The 18,956-nt window shown below is 31.2% G+C and carries 17 protein-coding genes; 16 read left to right on the forward strand and 1 reads right to left on the reverse strand.

The genetic code is table 11. The features are described 5' to 3' along the window. Nucleotides 1-43 precede the first annotated feature (43 nt). Nucleotides 44-1,417, reverse strand: a complete 1,374-nt coding sequence (gene murC, locus JG776_RS01575) for a UDP-N-acetylmuramate--L-alanine ligase (RefSeq protein WP_291964084.1) — start codon at nt 1,415-1,417, stop codon at nt 44-46. Between the two features lie 212 nt (nt 1,418-1,629). Here murC and purR point away from each other — a divergent pair, with 212 nt between their 5' ends. From purR to JG776_RS01655, 16 genes are all read left to right on the forward strand, one after another. After that, nucleotides 1,630-2,442, forward strand: a complete 813-nt coding sequence (purR, locus tag JG776_RS01580) for a pur operon repressor (RefSeq protein WP_291964085.1) — start codon at nt 1,630-1,632, stop codon at nt 2,440-2,442. A gap of 89 nt (nt 2,443-2,531) precedes the next feature. Next, nucleotides 2,532-2,813 carry a septation regulator SpoVG gene (gene spoVG / locus JG776_RS01585; protein ID WP_027309380.1) on the forward strand — a complete coding sequence of 94 codons (282 nt, stop codon included), beginning with the start codon at nt 2,532-2,534 and terminating at the stop codon, nt 2,811-2,813. Between the two features lie 157 nt (nt 2,814-2,970). Further along, nucleotides 2,971-4,344: a bifunctional UDP-N-acetylglucosamine diphosphorylase/glucosamine-1-phosphate N-acetyltransferase GlmU gene (gene glmU, locus JG776_RS01590; protein WP_291964086.1), complete on the forward strand. Its 1,374-nt coding sequence runs from the start codon at nt 2,971-2,973 to the stop codon at nt 4,342-4,344. 18 nt (nt 4,345-4,362) lie between these two features. Beyond that, on the forward strand, nt 4,363-5,316 hold the full coding sequence (locus JG776_RS01595; protein WP_291964087.1) for a ribose-phosphate diphosphokinase: 954 nt from the start codon (nt 4,363-4,365) through the stop codon (nt 5,314-5,316). A 137-nt stretch (nt 5,317-5,453) separates the two neighbouring features. Next, nucleotides 5,454-6,137, forward strand: a complete 684-nt coding sequence (locus JG776_RS01600; RefSeq protein WP_291964088.1) for a response regulator transcription factor — start codon at nt 5,454-5,456, stop codon at nt 6,135-6,137. A gap of 4 nt (nt 6,138-6,141) precedes the next feature. Next, nucleotides 6,142-7,548 carry a HAMP domain-containing sensor histidine kinase gene (locus tag JG776_RS01605; protein ID WP_291964089.1) on the forward strand — a complete coding sequence of 469 codons (1,407 nt, stop codon included), beginning with the start codon at nt 6,142-6,144 and terminating at the stop codon, nt 7,546-7,548. Between the two features lie 74 nt (nt 7,549-7,622). Continuing rightward, nucleotides 7,623-8,747 carry a trypsin-like peptidase domain-containing protein gene (locus tag JG776_RS01610; protein WP_291964090.1) on the forward strand — a complete coding sequence of 375 codons (1,125 nt, stop codon included), beginning with the start codon at nt 7,623-7,625 and terminating at the stop codon, nt 8,745-8,747. 133 nt (nt 8,748-8,880) lie between these two features. Then, nucleotides 8,881-9,450, forward strand: coding sequence for an aminoacyl-tRNA hydrolase (gene pth, locus JG776_RS01615; RefSeq protein ID WP_291964091.1), 570 nt, complete (start codon nt 8,881-8,883; stop codon nt 9,448-9,450). A gap of 11 nt (nt 9,451-9,461) precedes the next feature. Then, nucleotides 9,462-12,965 carry a transcription-repair coupling factor gene (gene mfd, locus JG776_RS01620; protein ID WP_291964092.1) on the forward strand — a complete coding sequence of 1,168 codons (3,504 nt, stop codon included), beginning with the start codon at nt 9,462-9,464 and terminating at the stop codon, nt 12,963-12,965. A 44-nt stretch (nt 12,966-13,009) separates the two neighbouring features. Continuing rightward, nucleotides 13,010-14,008: a peptidylprolyl isomerase gene (locus JG776_RS01625; RefSeq protein ID WP_291964093.1), complete on the forward strand. Its 999-nt coding sequence runs from the start codon at nt 13,010-13,012 to the stop codon at nt 14,006-14,008. A gap of 96 nt (nt 14,009-14,104) precedes the next feature. Continuing rightward, nucleotides 14,105-14,257 (forward strand): hypothetical protein, encoded by a 153-nt coding sequence (locus JG776_RS01630; protein WP_291964094.1) that lies wholly within the window; start codon nt 14,105-14,107, stop codon nt 14,255-14,257. Between the two features lie 129 nt (nt 14,258-14,386). After that, entirely contained in the window at nt 14,387-14,941 is a 555-nt protein-coding gene (gene spoVT / locus JG776_RS01635; protein ID WP_291964095.1) for a stage V sporulation protein T, read from the forward strand. Nucleotides 14,942-15,000: 59 nt separating this feature from the next. Next, the gene (locus JG776_RS01640; protein ID WP_291964096.1) at nt 15,001-16,545 is read left to right on the forward strand and encodes a polysaccharide biosynthesis protein; all 1,545 of its coding nucleotides are present in this window, start codon (nt 15,001-15,003) and stop codon (nt 16,543-16,545) included. 4 nt (nt 16,546-16,549) lie between these two features. After that, nucleotides 16,550-17,986: a nucleoside triphosphate pyrophosphohydrolase gene (gene mazG, locus JG776_RS01645; protein WP_291964097.1), complete on the forward strand. Its 1,437-nt coding sequence runs from the start codon at nt 16,550-16,552 to the stop codon at nt 17,984-17,986. 127 nt (nt 17,987-18,113) lie between these two features. Then, on the forward strand, nt 18,114-18,389 hold the full coding sequence (locus tag JG776_RS01650; RefSeq protein ID WP_027309061.1) for an HU family DNA-binding protein: 276 nt from the start codon (nt 18,114-18,116) through the stop codon (nt 18,387-18,389). A gap of 72 nt (nt 18,390-18,461) precedes the next feature. Next, the gene (locus JG776_RS01655; protein WP_027309060.1) at nt 18,462-18,719 is read left to right on the forward strand and encodes an RNA-binding S4 domain-containing protein; all 258 of its coding nucleotides are present in this window, start codon (nt 18,462-18,464) and stop codon (nt 18,717-18,719) included. Nucleotides 18,720-18,956: the final 237 nt, after the last annotated feature.

Raw genomic sequence — 18,956 nt, forward strand, 5'->3', positions numbered from 1 at the left:
TTTATATTTAAATAAAAAGCTCAACTTAAAGTTGAGCTTAAACTTATCCTTTTAAAAAATCCTCCCCAATTTTATAAACATCTCCAGCGCCCATTGTAATTACCACATCACCCTCTGAAAGATTTTCCTCAATATACTTTACTATTTCTTTGAATTCCTTTATATATATTACATCAACACCATTGTTTTTTACAGCGTCAGCTAACATTTTTGAATTAACAAGTCCTAAATCCTTTTCTCGGGCGGCATATATGTCTGTTAGTATTAATTTATCCACACCGTTAAAGGCCTTCGAAAATTCATCAAACAAAGTTAAAGTTCTCGTATAAGTATGAGGTTGGAATATACAATATAGTTTTTTGTGAGGGTAATTTTTTGCAGCCTGTATAGTAGCCTTAATTTCAGTTGGATGATGTGCATAATCATCAATAACTGTAATGCCATTTTTAACTCCCTTTTTTTCAAAACGTCTGTGAGTACCTGTAAATTCATATAGGCTATCTTTAATTATTTCAAAATCAACTCCAAGAGATAGTGTACAACATATTGCAGCAAGAGAGTTTAGGATGTTGTGTTTACCAGGAACATTTAGAGTAATCTTTCCTAATGTTTCATTGTTTTTAACAACATCAAATTCTGCACATCCTCTTTCGTTGTAGCGTATATTTTCTGCTCTTAATATTCCTTCATCTATTCCATAGGATAGGATTTTTACATCAGATGATTGGAGTATTTGATTTACCCTTTTATCCTCTGCATATCCAATTAGAATACCATCCTTTGAAATGTTTTTTGAAAACTTAACAAAGGTTTGGTTTATTTCTTCTATATCTTTATAATAGTCAAGGTGATCTGCATCTATATTAAGTATAATTCCTATCTTAGGATAAAATTGAAGAAAGCTTCCTTTATATTCGCAGGCTTCTGTTATAAAGTATTCGCTGTTTCCAATTCTTAAATTTCCTCCAATTGCATCAAGTTCTCCACCTATCATTATTGTAGGGTCAAGATTTGCTCTGTAGAGAATTAAGGAAATCATTGATGTAGTTGTTGTTTTGCCGTGGGTTCCTGATACTGCTATGCTGTTTTTGTATTTTTTCATAACAAGACCTAAAAATTTAGCTCTATCCATAATAGGTATGTTTCTTTTTATTGCCTCTAATAATTCAGGATTGTCCTTAGGAATGGCTGCAGTATAAACTACTAATTGTTGATCAGTAATATTATCTGCAGAATGACCAATATATATAGTTGCACCTTTGTTTTTCAGCTTTTCAGTAAGTTTAGAAGAGCTTCTATCGGAACCAGAAACTATGCAACCTTGGTTTAGCATAATTTCTGCCAAAGCACTCATACTTATTCCACCAATTCCTATAAAGTGGATTTTATTGATTTGTTCATCTAATATTTTTACCATAATATCACTCCTGAAATTATTTATTATGATTATTGACAAAATGATTATATCATAATACAAGTATAGAATGAATTATTATATTTTATTGAAATAATTTTTTAAATAATCTACAATTAATTTAAAACAGAATATAAAATAACCTAATTTAAAATATATGTATAAAAAAATAAAACAATGACAAAAATATAAAAGAATGGATGGGAAGTGGTAATTTGGATAAATTACAAAGGAAAGAAAGAGTAGCAGCAATTATAAAAATTTTATCAGATAATCCTAATAGGGTATTTAGTTTAGGGTATTTCTCAGATTTTTTTGGTTCAGCACGTTCAACTTTAAGTGAAGATATTTCGCTTGCAAAGAAGGTGGTTGAATATTTAGGATGTGGTAAGATAGAAACTTTATCAGGTGCAGCAGGAGGAGTAAAATACACACCAGGATTAAGTGAAGAATTAAAAAGTGAGTTTCTTAATGAATTATGTGAAAAATTAAGTTCTCCAGACAGAATAATAAAGGGTGGATATATATATATGAATGATATAGTATTTTCACCTGATATTTCTTCTAAGGTAGGAACTATACTTGCTGCCTATTTTATTGATAAAAATGTAGATTATGTGGTAACAGTTGAAACTAAAGGTATTCCTATTGCACTAATGACGGCAAATGCATTAAACAAACCACTTGTTATTGCAAGACGTGAGGTTGGGGTTACTGAGGGTTCATCTGTTAGTATAAATTATGTTACGGGTTCCTCTAAAAAAATACAGAGGATGAGTTTAGGTAAAAGGGCACTAAAAAAAGGAAGTAGATGTATTTTTATAGATGATTTTATGAAGGCTGGAGGAACAGCCAATGGAATTGTTGAGCTTCTTAAAGAATTTGATTGTGAACTTGTAGGAATTGGTGTATTAGTAGAAGCATCTGCTGATAAAAAGCTTGTATCCGATTATATTTCTTTATTGACTTTAGATATGGTTGATGAGGAGAATGGAAAAATAAAAATCTATCCAACAACAAATAATTAAAAAATTCAAAAAATATTATTTAATTTAGCAGGATTTTTTAAAAATATGTAGAATACTATTAATTAAGCAACTTGGAAGGTGGTGAATTTATGAAGGTTACTGATGTAAGAGTAAGAAAAATTACAAACGAAGGAAAGATGAAGGCTATTGTTTCAGTAACATTCGACAATGAACTTGTTGTTCACGACATCAAGGTTATTGAAGGACAAAATGGACTTTTTATTGCTATGCCAAGCAGAAAAACTCCAGACGGACAATTTAAGGACATAGCACATCCAATCAATTCAGAAACAAGGGAAAAAATCCAGCAAGCAATTTTAGCAGAATACGAAAAGGCTAAGGATAGTGTAGAAAACGCAGAAGAACAATAATAAAGGGGAAGCATTTAGCTTCCTTTTTATTTTTTTAAGAATATTACAAATATTGCTCATTTCAGCTTTTTTGAGCTATTTTAATTGAATAAATTTAGTATTTAGACTATAATAAAATAGGTATTATAATTAAATATTTTAAGGATGAGGTGCTATTATGAATAACTGTTATGGTTTGATATTAGCAGCAGGTGAAGGTAAAAGAATGAAATCTAATCTGCCTAAAGTACTTCATAGGGTTTGTGGGAAACCTATGCTGTTTCACGTTATTGATGCCCTAAAGGGTGCAGATGTTGATGATTACATAGTTGTTATTGGACATAAATCAGAAGTGGTTAGAGCAAGTCTAAATGAAAACATCAAAACGGCTTATCAGGATAGACAACTTGGAACAGGACACGCGGTTATGTGCTGCAGTGACTTTTTAAAGAATAAAGAGGGAACTGTTATAGTTCTTGCTGGCGATGCACCTTTAATAACTGCAGAAACAATTAAGAATGTCTTTGATTTTCACATAAATGGTGGTTATAAGGTAACAGTGCTTACAGGTGATGTGGATAATCCGGCAGGATTTGGAAGAATCATAAGGGACCAAAATGGTAATGTTGAAAAAATAGTTGAACATAAGGATGCAAGTGAGGAAGAACTAAAAGTAAAAGAAGTAAATTCAGGCATATATTGTTTTGATATAAAATTATTATTAGAATCTCTTAATAAATTAGATAATAACAATGCACAAGGGGAATATTATTTAACAGATGTTATTGAAATATTAAAGAGACAAGGATATAGTGTTGGAGCATATAAAGTTGATTTTACAGAGTTTATGGGTGTAAACTCAAGAGTTCAACTTGCAGAAGCAAGTGAGGTTATGAGAAGAAGAATAGTTAAAAGGCTTATGGATGAGGGAGTTACATTTATAGATCCAAATAATGCATACATAGATGCTGAGGTTAAGATAGGTAGAGATACTATTGTATATCCAGGCTGTGTAATTGAAGGAAATACTGAAATAGGAGAAGGATGTATAATAGGGCCTAATTCAAGAATAGTAAATTCAAAAATACATAATGGAGTTGAAGTTCAAAGCTCAGTTGTTTTGGATAGTATTGTTCACGATAATACATCTGTAGGACCATTTGCATATATAAGACCAGAGAGTGAAATAGGAAAGAATGTAAAAATAGGTGATTTTGTTGAAATCAAAAAGTCAAAAATAGGCGATGATACAAAGGTATCTCACCTAACTTATATAGGAGATGCTGAAGTAGGACGTGGATGCAACTTTGGATGTGGTACAGTTGTAGTAAATTATGATGGAACCAACAAACATAAGACCATAGTAAAGGATCATGCATTTATTGGATGCAATACTAATTTAGTAGCTCCTGTTACAGTAGAGGAAAATGCTTATATTGCTGCTGGCTCAACAATTACAGAAGATGTACCAAGTGGAGCACTTGCTATTGCAAGAGCAAAGCAGGTAAATAAGGAAGGCTGGCTTGAAAAGAAGGGTATATGGAAAAAATAGCATAGGAGGCGTTTTTTTATGATTACACACGGTAAAAACATCAAAATATTTACTGGAAATTCTCATCCTAACCTTGCAAAGGAAATAGCAGACATTGTTGGTGTAAGTGTTGGAAATTCAAATGTTGGAAGGTTCAGTGATGGAGAAATATCAGTAGATATTAATGAAACAGTTAGAGGAGCAGACGTATTTGTTGTTCAATCAACATGTGCCCCAGTAAATGATAATTTAATGGAACTTTTGATAATGATGGATGCTTTTAAGAGAGCTTCTGCAGGTAGAATTACTGCCGTTATTCCTTACTATGGATATGCAAGACAAGATAGAAAGGCAAAGGCAAGAGATCCAATTACAGCAAAGCTTGTTGCAGACCTGTTAACAGCAGCTGGTGCAGATAGAGTTTTAACTATGGATTTACATGCTGCACAAATTCAAGGATATTTTAATATACCTGTTGATCACCTTCTTGGTGTACCAATACTATCAAAGTATTTCCAAGAATTTAATCTAAATGAAGATGAAGTAGTTGTAGTTTCACCAGATTTAGGTAGTGTAACAAGAGCAAGAAAATTTGCAGATAGGCTACATGCTCCTATTGCTATAATAGATAAGAGAAGACCAAAGGCTAATGTTTCAGAAATAATGAATGTAATTGGAGACGTAAAGGGAAAGGTAGCAATACTTGTTGATGATATGATAGATACTGCGGGTACAATTACTAATGCAGCAAATGTATTGGCAGATTTAGGTGCAAAGGAAGTATATGCTTGCTGTACACACGCTGTACTATCAGGTCCAGCTGTTGAGAGAATTAAAAATTCAGCAATAAAGGAACTTGTTGTATTAAATACAATTCCTTTAACTGAAGATAAGATGCTTGATAATATTAAGGTATTATCAGTTGCTCCTGTTTTTGCAGAGGCTATAAAGAGGATATATGAGGATTTATCTGTAAGTAAGATATTTGAGTAAAAGGATGGCAATTAGCCATCCTTTTATAATACATAAAAATTTTTAAATAATGTGTAAATTTAATTTATATAATACTCTATAGTCTTGTAAATAATAAACAAAGATGCGAAAATATTAATAAGATTATAAAAGGAGGGATGAATATGGTAGAGTCAAAAATATTAGTTGTTGATGATGATGTTAATATATGCGAATTGATAGAAGTATATTTAATGAAAGAGGGATACAAAGTATATAAAGCAAATGATGGAGAAACAGCACTTAAGCTTTTTAAAGAAAAACAGTTAGATTTAATTCTTCTTGACATAATGATGCCAAAGATGGATGGATATTCAGTTTTAAAGGAGATAAGAAGGGAATCTCAAATTCCAGTTATAATGTTAACTGCAAAGGGAGAAACCTTTGATAAGGTTTTAGGTCTTGAGCTTGGTGCAGACGATTATATGGTTAAGCCTTTTGAACCTAAAGAACTTGTTGCAAGGATAAGAGCTGTCTTAAGAAGGTATAAACCTCTAAGCCAGAAAAGGGTTATAGAATATACTGATTTAGTAATTGATCCAGATTCTTATATTGTTATGTATAAGGGAAATAAAATAGAAATGCCTCCAAAGGAATTTGAACTTTTATATTTTTTAGCATCTAATCCCAATAAAGTTTTTACACGAGACCAACTTTTATATGAAGTATGGGGATATGATTATCCAGGGGATTCAAGAACAGTAGATGTTCACGTTAAAAGGGTTAGAGAAAAGTTGTTAGAAAATGAAGAGTGGCAGATTAAGACTGTATGGGGCGTTGGATATAAATTTGAGGTGAAATGATATTATGAAGAAAAGTTTATTTACTAAATTAATTTCTGCATATCTTGTAATACTTGTTATTTCATACAGCCTTGTTGCTGTTTTTTTATCCTATTGGTTTTATAAGTATTACTACAATCAAAAAACAAATTCTTTGCTAAACCAAGGATATATAATAAATAAAACCATAAACGACTATTTAACAAGAAGGATTTCTAAGGATAAGATGATTACACAGATTAGACTTATGGATGAAATGAGCAATACAAGAATACTAATTGTCGATAAATATGGTTTTATTTATGCCTATTCTTCAAATGAAATGAAGGATTTTATGGGAAAACAAATTACGAATAATGAAATACAAGAAGTTTTATCGGGAAATGTGGTTATAAAGAGCGGGGGATTTAAGCAAATATTTTCAAAGCCTATGCTTATGGTTGGTATGCCTATAGTAGTAGCAGACCAAGTTCAAAGTGCGGTTTTTTTACATTCACCTTTATATGAAGTAAAAAATACATTAAAGACAGTTTACTTTGTTATATGGATGGCTGCATTTTTTGCAATGTTTATTTCAGCTATAATAATATATTATTTTTCCGAAAAGATACTTATAAGACCTTTAAATAAGATTAATAGCACTGCCAAGAGTATAGCGAAGGGAGAATTCGACAAAAGAGTAGATTTAGAATCAGATGATGAAATTGGGGATTTAGCACATTCGTTTAATTATATGGCAGATTCTCTTCAGAGCTTAGAAGATATGAGAAGAAGCTTTATAGCCAACATATCTCACGAGCTTAGGTCTCCTATGACTTCAATTAATGGTTTTATTACAGGTATAATTGATGGAACAATCCCTAAAGAAAAATGGATTTATTATTTAAATATAGTACACGATGAAATTAAAAGACTTATGAGGCTTATAAATGATATTTTAGACTTAGCAAGACTTGAATCTGGAGAGTTTTCTATTAACATAGGTATATTTGATTTAAATGAACTTATAAGACAAAGGGTTATAAAGTTTGAGGATAAAATAAACAAGCGTGGCATTGAAGTTAATGTGAAGCTTATAGAAAAGAAACTAAAGGTTAAGGGAGATAGGGATAGAATAGATCAAGTATTAACGAACTTAATAGATAATGCGATAAAGTTTGTTCCAGATAATGGGTTAATAGAAATAAAAACTGAGATAAAAGAAAGAAAGGTTATTGTTCATATATATAATAATGGGCCTGCAATTCCAAAGGAAGAAATTAAATATATATGGGACAGATTCCATAAGGTTGATAAAGCAAGGTCTAAGGGTGGAGGAACTGGACTTGGATTATCCATAGTAAGGCAGATTATCAATCAGCACGGAGAGACAATATGGGTTGAATCTGGTGATTTTGGAACAAGATTTTCATTTACATTAAGTTTGGTTTAATTTATATATTTTTTCAATTTTTATTCATATTTTGTTTAAATATAGGAAGTATAATCAAGTTAGGAGGTGTGGTTATGGATTATAATAATGGTTCTTGGCAAAGTGGAGTCAAATTTGTTGAAGAAAAAAGATCAAAAAAAATATTGAGGTTTTTAGCCCTTATTTTTATAGTATTCTTTTCAGCAGGTATTGGAGGAATTATTGGGGGATACTATGTAAAGAAAAACTATACTGAGGCACCACTTTTGAACAATCAACTTAATACAAAACAAGAAATCGTAACTAATATACCAAAAAATTCAATAACAAAAGTAGCAGAGGTTGTAGGACCTGCGGTTGTTGGAATAACCAACAATGTTACAACCTTTACAGGCAGGACAGTAAAGCAGGGAACTGGTTCTGGAATAATATTTGATAAGTCTGGATATATTGTAACAAACCAGCACGTTATAGATGGAGCAAGTGAAGTATATGTTACCCTTGCAGGAGGTAAAAAACTTCCAGCAAGAGTTATAGGTGCTGATTATAGAACTGACCTTGCTGTTTTAAAGATAGAGGCACAAAATTTACCTGTTGCAAAGTTTGGAGATAGTTCTAAGGTAAGAGTAGGAGATATAGCAGTTGCAATTGGCAATCCATTAGGAGAAGAGTTCTCAGGTTCAGTTACTGCTGGAGTTATAAGTGCTGTAAATAGAAAAATGTCTGTAGATGGAAGAACCTATAAAGTTATTCAAACAGATGCCTCTATAAATCCAGGTAATAGTGGAGGAGCCCTTTGTAATGAAGCAGGGGAAGTAATTGGTATAAATAGTTTAAAGATTAGCAGTGCAGAGGGAATGGGATTTGCAATATCAATAAATGAAGCAAAACCAATAATAGAATCACTAATGAAAAATGGATATGTTTCAAGACCTTTTATTGGCATATATTATGAGTTTATAGATGAAGAGATTGCAGATGAATATAATGTTCCAATAGGGGTTAGTATAAGAGGCGTTGAAAGAGGAAGTGGAGCAGAAGAAGCTGGTATAAGACCAGGGGACATTATAGTGAATTTCGATGGAGTAGATATAAAGAAAATGGAAGACTTATCAGATATATTAGAAAAACATAAAGTTGGGGATATAGTATCAGCAAGAATATGGAGAGACGGTAAGTATATAGATGTAAAGATAAAATTAGGTGAAAAGACAAAATAATATAATAAAAATTTTTATAAAGTGCCATTTATTTAGGCACTTTATTTTTGTGTTGTGCACTTGCTAACATATTTTTTGACATTATGGTATAATAAAGCACAGAAAATATTTATTGCTTATAAGGAGGAAGGAAATGAAACTGGTAGTTGGGCTTGGAAATCCAGGTAGGGAATATGAAAACACAAGACATAATATAGGGTTTGATGTAATAGATTATATTGCTGATAAGGTAGGAGCTAATGTAAATAAGATTAAATTTAAGGGGCTTCTTGGTGAATTTATTTATGAAGGCGAAAAAGTATTGTTATTAAAACCATCAACATTTATGAACTTAAGTGGAGAAAGTGTGAGAGAAGCAAAGGATTTTTATAAAATTGATGATAAAGATATAATAGTGGTATACGATGATATAGCAATTGATGTGGGAAGGATTAGAATTAGACCATCTGGCAGTGATGGTGGACATAATGGAATAAAGAATATAATTTATCAGCTATCGAGTGATAAGTTTAGTAGAGTAAGGGTAGGTGTAGGGGCTCCTAAGGGTGATTTGGTTTCCCACGTCCTTGGAAAGTTTACAGCGGATGAAAGAAAGATAATGGATGAAGTTATAAAGGTATCATCTGAGGCCGTTTTGGAGATAATTAAAAATGGAGTACAAAGTGCAATGAATAAGTTTAATGGATATAGTGCTATAAAATAGGGGGTGTTTTTTTGAGGTTTGAGGGGATAAAAAGGGTATTTGAATCAGAAGAAAGCTATAGGCAACTTTTGAAAAACATAAAGGAAGAAAATTTTATATGTCAAACCTATGGCCTTTCTGAAACTCAGAAGGCATTTGTGTCCTTTTGTCTTTTTGAGGATATAAAAGGACACTTTTTATATATAGCACATAATGAGATAGAGGCAAGGAAGATATATGAGGATTTAAGTACCTTTACAGATAAAGTTGCTTATTTTCCTTCAAAGGAAAGTGCAATTAATGTAGATGTTACGTCATCAGAGATAAAGCAGGAGAGGATAAGGACTATTTTTAGGATTTTAGAAGGTGAGGATTTAATAGTTATAACTTCTATAGACTCCATTTTTTATAAGATGACACCAAAGGAGATAATTAAAAATAGCAAATTAATATTAAAAAAGGGAGATATAGTAGAACCTTTAGATTTAACTAAAAATCTGTATGATTTAGGCTATGAAAGGGTTGAGGTTGTAGAGGGACCAGGACAGTTTGTGCAAAGAGGAGGAATAATTGATATATTTCCTTTAAATGAAGATGTTCCCTATAGAATTGAGTTTTTTGATGATGAAATAGATACAATTAGAAAGTTTGATATAGAAACTCAAAGAAGTCTTGATTATGAAGAATTTATCACAGTACTTCCTGCAAGAGAGATTATAATTAGAAGTGGAGATGTTAATAAAATAACAAATGCAATAGATTTAGAATACGAAAGGATATATAAAAATTATAAAAAGAATAAAGATGCACAGGATAGACTAAAGCAAAAGTATAATTCTATTAAAGATGGAATAACTAATTTTAGGTATTTTGAAGGAATTGAAAGTTTTATAACTACAATATATGAAGAAACGGAAAACTTCTTAGATTATTTTAACAATCCTACAGTACTTTTAGATGAAACAGCAAGACTTATAACAAGAATAAAATCTTTTGAAGAAGAGTTTAGAGAAATTTTTAAATCTATGATGGAAAAGGGAGAGATATTCCCTATACAGGCAAACTGGGTTTATAGCTCAGAATGCTTATTAGATGTAGTAAACAATAGAAAATGTATAGGTTTTAATATGCTCCCAAGAAGTATTCAAGATATAAATGTACGAGCTGTTGTAAATTTTAATACTGTAGTTAGCAACATAACATCAGTTAACTTAGAGTATTTTATAGATGAATTAAAAAATAGAATTCAAAAGAATTATTATGTTTTAATATTTGCAGGAACAAGGGCAAAGGCTGAAAGGCTTACAAAGGGATTAAAGGATGAAGGAATAGAAGCAGAATATGTTGAAGAAGTAAAGGATTTAATTCCGAGGAAGGTATATGTTACCTATGGTAGTATAAAAAATGGAATTGAGTTTTTTGAATGCAGACTTACTATATTGTCAGAGAGGGAAATATATAAGACGAATAAAGAAAGAAAAAAGCAATTTAATAAGAAATCAAGAAAAATAGAGAGTTTTACTGATTTAAAGATTGGAGATTATGTTGTTCACGCAAATCACGGTATAGGTGTATTTTCGGGAATTAAGGAACTTGTTATTGAGGGAATAAAAAGAGATTATTTGGTTCTTAAATATCAAGGGGAAGATACATTATATGTTCCTGTTGAACAGTTGGATTTAGTGCAAAAGTATATAGGTCGGGATGATAATCCACCTAAAATAAATAAACTTGGAACATCAGAATGGTCAAAGACTAAGAAAAAGGTAAAGGAATCCTTAAGGGAGGTTGCACAGGAACTTGTTGCTCTATATGCTGTAAGAAATTCTATAGAAGGTTATGCCTTTTCTAAGGATACGCCTTGGCAAAAACAGTTTGAAGATGAATTTCCATATAATGAAACAGATGATCAACTTGTAGCCATTGAGGAAATAAAGAGGGATATGGAGAGCAAAAAGCCTATGGATAGGCTTTTATGTGGAGATGTTGGCTATGGTAAGACAGAGGTTGCTATGCGTGCAGCCTTTAAAGCAGTTATGGATGGTAAACAGGTAGCAGTTCTTGTGCCAACTACAATACTTGCACAGCAGCATTATAATAATTTCAAACAAAGATTTTCTGATTTTCCTGTTAACATAGATATGATAAGCAGATTTAGATCAAAGGATGAACAAAAGAGAACCCTGAAGGAGCTTGCAGCTGGAAATGTAGATATAATTATTGGAACTCATAGACTTCTTCAAAAGGATGTAAAGTTTAAGGATTTAGGACTACTTATTGTAGATGAAGAACAACGATTTGGGGTTTCTCATAAAGAGAAAATAAAACTATTAAAGAAGAACATAGATGTATTAACCTTAACAGCAACTCCAATTCCAAGAACTTTACATATGTCCTTAATCGGCGTTAGGGATATAAGTGTCATAGAAACCCCACCAGAAGAAAGATATCCTGTTCAGACATATGTATTAGAATATAATGAGTTTATAATACGTGATGCAATTTTGAGAGAGATATCAAGGGGAGGACAAGTATTTTTTGTATATAATAGAGTTGATACAATAAAGGAAATGCAGGCTTATCTGCAGAGGTTAGTAGATGGAGTAAGGGTACTTACAGCACACGGTCAGATGGATGAAGATGAATTAGAACAGGTAATACTTGATTTTGTATCAGGTGAAGCAGATATACTTCTATGTACTACAATAATAGAAACAGGGATTGATATGCCGAATGTAAATACCCTCATAGTATATGATGCAGATAGGATGGGTTTATCTCAACTTTATCAATTAAGGGGTAGAGTTGGAAGGTCAAATAGACTTGCCTATGCTTATTTTACCTATAGAAAAGATAAGATTTTGACAGAAGTTGCAGAAAAAAGATTAAAGGCTATTAAGGAGTTTACTGAGTTTGGTTCAGGATTTAAAATTGCAATGAGAGATTTGGAAATAAGAGGGGCAGGGAATTTATTAGGAACAAGGCAACACGGACATATGATGGCGGTTGGATATGATTTGTACTGCAAGCTTCTTGAGGAGGCAGTTAAGGAGGTTAAAGGAGAAGCTACAGAAGAGGTTGAGACAAGTATAGATATTTTAGTTAATGCACATATACCTGATGATTATATAAAAGATGGAAGAGTTAAAATAGAGGTTTATAAAAAGATTGCTGCAATATCTTCAATTGAGGATAAGCAGGATGTTGAGGACGAACTTGTGGATAGATTTTCTGATATACCAAAGCCTGTTGAAAATTTAATAATGATTTCCTATATAAAATCAATTGCCAAAAGTCTTAAGATTATTAGCATTAAACAGGTGCAAAAGGATATTTTCCTGCACTTTAAAGATATAGGATATATTGATTATGAGAAAATAAAGCAATTAAATTCCAAATTCAACAATATTATATCCTATGGAAGTTTAAAGGAACCTATATTAAAGATTAGATTGAATAAATTCTCCAACAACCAAATATTGTATATAATTAAGGATTTATTGGAGGAATTGAAAAATTTGCATAATGAAAAATGATGTTGTATAATAGATATTGATTTTAAAAAAGGGAGAGGATAAAGGTGAAAATAGCTAAGAAAGTAATGGCATTAGCATTATCAGCTACTTTATTATTAAGTTTAGCTTCTTGTGAGCTTATAACAAAGACTGAAGAGGGGAAGATGAAGGAGGCAGTTGCAAAGGTAAATGGACAAACAATAACAAGGGGGCAATTTTTAAAGAGATTTGAAACTGAAAAGGCAAGAATGGAAAATTTGTATGGAAAGGATTTTTTTGAGAAGAAGGAAAATGAAGTTTATGTAAATGAAATAAAGAATAATTTAATAGATAATATGATAAATGAAGTTCTACTTGTAAAGAGAGCCGAAGAACTTAAGGTTGTTCCAGATGAAAAAACTCTACAGGATGAAATAAACAAAAAGATAGAAGAGGGTAAAAAGAGTTTAGGCGGAGAAGATAAATTTAACGAAACTTTAAAAAATTTAAAAATTACATTAGAGGATTATAAGGGCTATTTAAGGAGTGGAATAATAATAGATAAGCTATATGACCATATAGCAAAGGATGTAAAGGTAACTGATGATGATATAAAGAAATACTATAATGAAAATATTTATGATTATACAGAAAAACCAAATAAAATGAATGTATCACATATATTAGTTAAAACAGAGGAAGAGGCAAAAAAGGTAAAGACAGAATTAGATGCTGGAGCAAAATTTGAGGATTTAGCAAAGAAGTACAGTCAAGACCCAGGTTCAAAGGATAAAGGTGGTAACTTAGGCGATATATATTATAATGATAAAAACTATGATAAAGACTTTATGACAAATGCTATTGCACTACCAGAGGGAAAAATAAGTGCACCAGTTAAAACTCAGTTTGGATATCATATAATAAAAATCAACAAGAAAGAGGAATATAAACAACTACCTCTTGAACAAGTAAAGGCTGAAATAGAAAAGAAATTATTAGAGGATAAAAAGGCACAAGCTTTCCAAGATGAGCTTAAGAATTTAAAGGATAAGGCAAAAATAAAGATATATCAAGAAAGATTATAAAAGGATAGGGAATTTCCCTATCTTTTTTTATTTTACAGTTGAATAAAAATATATATTAATGTATAATTATACTATATAAATTATGGAGGTATGTGTATGAAACCACGCAATGATGAAATTAACTATAGAGATATAGATAGAAGCCCACAGCGTTATATGAAAATAGACTGTAGGTATTGTGGATATAGAAATAGAGCCTCAGGTGGAGAAATGCAATGCAAAAAATGTATGATAACCAATACAAAATAAAGAGAGGAAAATTTTAACCTCTCTTTTATATTTTTTGTTAATTTACTTATTTATTTACTAATTTTAAGGTATAATTTTTATTTTTTTGTAGAGATTATTAATAAGAGCATAAAAAAAGGAGGGATTAATTTGAAGGCTACAGGAATAGTTCGTAGGATTGATGATTTAGGAAGAGTAGTAATACCAAAGGAAATAAGAAGAACCTTGAGAATACGTGAAGGAGATCCACTTGAAATATTTACAGACAGAGAAGGAGGAATAATCTTAAAAAAATATTCTCCTATAAATGAACTTAGTGATTTTGCTAAGGAATATGCAGAGGCACTTCATCAATCTATTGGTCATCCTGTAATTATTTGTGATAGAGACAGTGTCGTTGCTGTAGCTGGTACTGCAAAGAAAGAATATCTTGATAAGAGGGTAAGCGATGAGCTTGAAAAAGTATTCGAAGAAAGAAAAATTTTTGTTTTTACAGGAAAGGAAGGAAATGCAGTTCCTATAATTCCTCAAGAGGAAGAAAAAACTGAATATAAGGCACAAATTATTGCACCAATAATTGCTGAGGGCGATGCAGTAGGTGCAGTTGTAATTATGTCAAAGGAACCTAATGTAACCTTTGGTGAATTGGAAAGAAAGTTAGCAGAAACAGCTTCAACATTTTTAGGAAAACAAATGGAGCAATAATGGAATACATACCTCCTAATTCTAATATTTTATTAAGAGAAGGAATTAGGAGGTTTTTTATGACCAAAAAAAACATTATTAAAGGTACTCTGATTCTAATTATTTCAGGATTTATTGCAAAGTTTTTAGGGCTTTTTTTTAGATTGCCAATAATTTATATGATAGGTGAAGAGGGGATAGGTCTTTATCAACTTACATACCCAATTTATACGTTTTTACTTGGACTTTCTGCAGGAATACCTGTTGCTATATCCAAGATGGTATCAGAGAGAGCAGCCTTATCAAAATACGAGGATTGTAGAAGAATTTATAGAGCATCGATGTTTGTTATGTTTGTAATTGGTACAGTATCTACACTACTATTGATTGTTTTTGCTAATGATTTAATAAATTATTTTTCCTGGAGTAGAGATGCTTATTATTCTATTTTAGGTATTTCCTTTGCTCCATTATTTACTTGTCTTTTGTCTGTTTATAGGGGTTATTTTCAAGGTTTTCAGAATATGAACCCATCTGCAGTATCTCAAATAATAGAACAGTTAGGTAGGGTAGTTGTAGGTGTAGGTTTGACTTATTTTTTACTACCCTATGGCATAGGAGCAGCAGCTGGAGGAGCAGCTTTTGGTGCTACCTTTGGAGCCTTTATTTCATTAATCTTTTTAATGCTATTGTATAAAAAGTATGGGAAAACATATAAATATGCTAATAATACTTTTACACCCTATAGAAGTATAATTAAAGAACTTATATTGTTAGCAATTCCAATATCATTAGCACACGCATTAGGCTCTATAATGTCGTTGATTGATTCGCTCACAGTACCTAAATTATTGAAGATGTCTGGTTATACAGAAAGTATAGCTACTGCACTTTATGGACAGTTAACAGGAAAGGCATTTGTGTTAATAAATGTACCACTTACTATGGCAACAGCTCTATCCCAGAGTACAGTTCCAGCTATTTCAGAGGTATATACTATAAATAATAAAAAATTGTTAAAAAGGAATATGGAGATGTGCTTTAAACTGGCTTCAATTTTAGCATTTCCTTGTGCAGCAGGTTTGTATACTTTAGCACGACCAATATTTTATTTTGTATTTCAGGGTATGGATGATGGATGGGAACTTTTGCAGATACTATCTATTGCAGTTATATTTATAATATTTTCTCAGGTTGCTACAAGTATAATAAATGGTATTGGAAAAACATTTATACCTTTAATATCAATGATAATTGGAAGTATAGTAAAGGTATTTATATCTTTTAGTTTAATTTCTATTCCAAGTATTAATATTAAAGGAGCTGCCTATGGTACTCTAATTTCGTACCTTCTAATATCCTTTATTAATATCTATTTTGTATTTAAATATACAAAGACAAGAATAAACCTATTTAAAAGTATTGTATCACCAATAGCTTGCTCAATTGCTATGATTTTTATAGTTGTTATTGCATATACAAGATTTTATGAATATACTTTAAGTATAAATATATCAACTATATTTTCTATATTAAGTGGTGCAGCTATATATTTTGTTCTCCTATTTATTACAAAGACAATAAGCTTAAAGGATGTATTAGATTTGCAAAAGAAAAAGAGGTGATACATTGATTACGATTGTGGGTTTAGGACCTGGTTCCTTTGAGGATTTAACTATGAAAAGTTTAAACCTTATGAAAAACGCAAAAAAGTTATATTTAAGAACTGAAAAACATCCAAATGTAGAAGAAATTAAGAGGATGGGTATAAAATTTGATACATTTGATAAATACTATGATGAGAGTGAGGATTTTGAAGAGGTATATAAAAAGATAGCAAGGGATGTTGTTGACATTGAGGATGTAGTTTATGCAGTTCCTGGGCATCCATTGGTGGCAGAAAGATCAGTTCAGTTGATAATAGAATATGCTCAGAAAAAAAATATACCTGTTGAGATTATACCTGCCTTAAGTTTTATTGATGCAATAATAAATACATTAAAAATTGATCCAGCTAATGGCTTAAAAATAATAGACGCATTAGACATTGAAAGACAAAGGCCTGATAAAAGGGTTGGAAATATAATTACTCAGGTTTATAGTAGGTTGGTTGCTTCGGAGCTTAAAATAAAGCTTATGGATTATTATGATGACGAATACGAAATATATGTATTAAGAGCAGCTGGAGTAGAAGGACTTGAAAGAGTAGAAAAAATTCCTCTTTATATGTTGGATAGACTCAGTTGGATTGACTATCTAACCAGTGTATATATACCTAAGGTTGAAGAGGATGGGAAAAAGGATTTTTATGATTTATTAGATATAATGGAAAGATTAAGAGGTGATGATGGTTGTCCGTGGGATAGAGAACAAACCCACGAAAGTCTAAAAAAATATTTACTTGAAGAGGCCTATGAGGTGCTTGATGCTATAGACAAGGATGATATGGATGAACTTTGTGAAGAACTTGGAGACGTACTTTTACAGATAGTATTTCATAGCCAAATAGCAAAGGAATTTGGTGAATTTAATATATTCGATGTAGTTGATGGTATATGTCAAAAAATGATTAAAAGACACCCACACGTTTTTTCAGAAACTGTAGTAAATTCTGTGGAGGAAGTACTTGATAATTGGCAACAGATAAAAAAGAAGGAAAAAAATATCGACAGCTACACAATGGAGATGAAAAGAATTCCAAAATCAATGCCAAGTTTAATTAGAAGCTATAAAGTACAAGAAAAGGCTAAAGAAGTTGGTTTTGATTGGGATGATGTATCTGATGCAATAAAAAAAGTACAAGAAGAGTATTTAGAGGTATTAGAAGCTATAAAAATTGGAGATAATAATAAAATAGAGGAAGAGATAGGAGATTTAGTGTTTGCGGTAGTAAATGTAGCAAGATTTTGTAATATCAACCCCGAGATAGCCTTGACAAATACCGTAGAAAAGTTTATAAAAAGATTTGAGTATATTGAACAAAAGGCCGATAAATTGGGCAAAAGTTTAAAGGATATGACATTAGAAGAGATGGATGAAATTTGGAATGAGTCAAAAAATACATAAATTTAGAGAAATTATAGAAAAAATATAGTTTTAAAAGAAGGATTTTTAAAACTTATGAAGAATAAATTAATTAGCTAATATTATTTAAATATTTTAAATATGTGCATAAACTAAGGAGGGAAAAACTGTGAATAAGGCAGACTTAATTACATCAATCGCAGAAAAGAGTGGATTAACAAAGAAGGATGCAGAAAAGGCTCTAAAGGCATTTATGGAAAGTGTTGAAGAAGCTCTTACAAAGAATGATAAGGTTCAACTAATTGGTTTTGGAACTTTTGAAGTAAAGGAAAGAGCTGAAAGAAAGGGAAGAAATCCAAAGACTTTAGAAGAAATAGTTATCCCAGCATCAAAGGTTCCTGTATTTAAGGCAGGAAAAGAATTGAAGGATAAGGTTAATAAGTAATTATAAAAAAATCAGGTCGCGTACCTGATTTTTTTATAACGTAGATATATTTTAAATTAGAGGGATGATAATATGAGACTTGATAAATTTTTAAAGGTTTCAAGAATAATTAAGAGAAGAACAGTTGCAAAGGAAGTTTGCGATACAGGTAGAGTATTAGTAAACGGACGAGTAGCAAAACCAGGTACAAATGTCAAGGTTGGAGATATAATAGAGATACAATATGCAGCTAAAACCGTTAAAGCAGAAGTTTTATTAGAAAAAGAGCATGTGACTAAAGATGAAGCAAAAGATATGTATAGAATACTTCAAGGAGAAGAGATAGAATAAAGGTCTATCTCTTTTTTATTAATAATTATTATCCACATTCTGTGGATAAGTGTGTGGATAAAATGTGGGAATTATGTGGGTTAGTGTTGATAAATTGGAGTTATATTATTGTTAATATGTGAATATTATTTATATGAGGGTAGTGTAAAAAGTTTATGAAAAACTACTTAAAAAAATTAAGAAATTAAAATTCAATTGCAGTTGCCCTTGACAAACATTCGCCAAATGGCTGTTTTA

The sequence above is a fragment of the Caloramator sp. genome, assembly GCF_020054765.1.
In the GTDB taxonomy this organism is placed as follows: Bacteria; Bacillota; Clostridia; order Clostridiales; family Caloramatoraceae; genus Thermobrachium; species Thermobrachium proteoclasticum.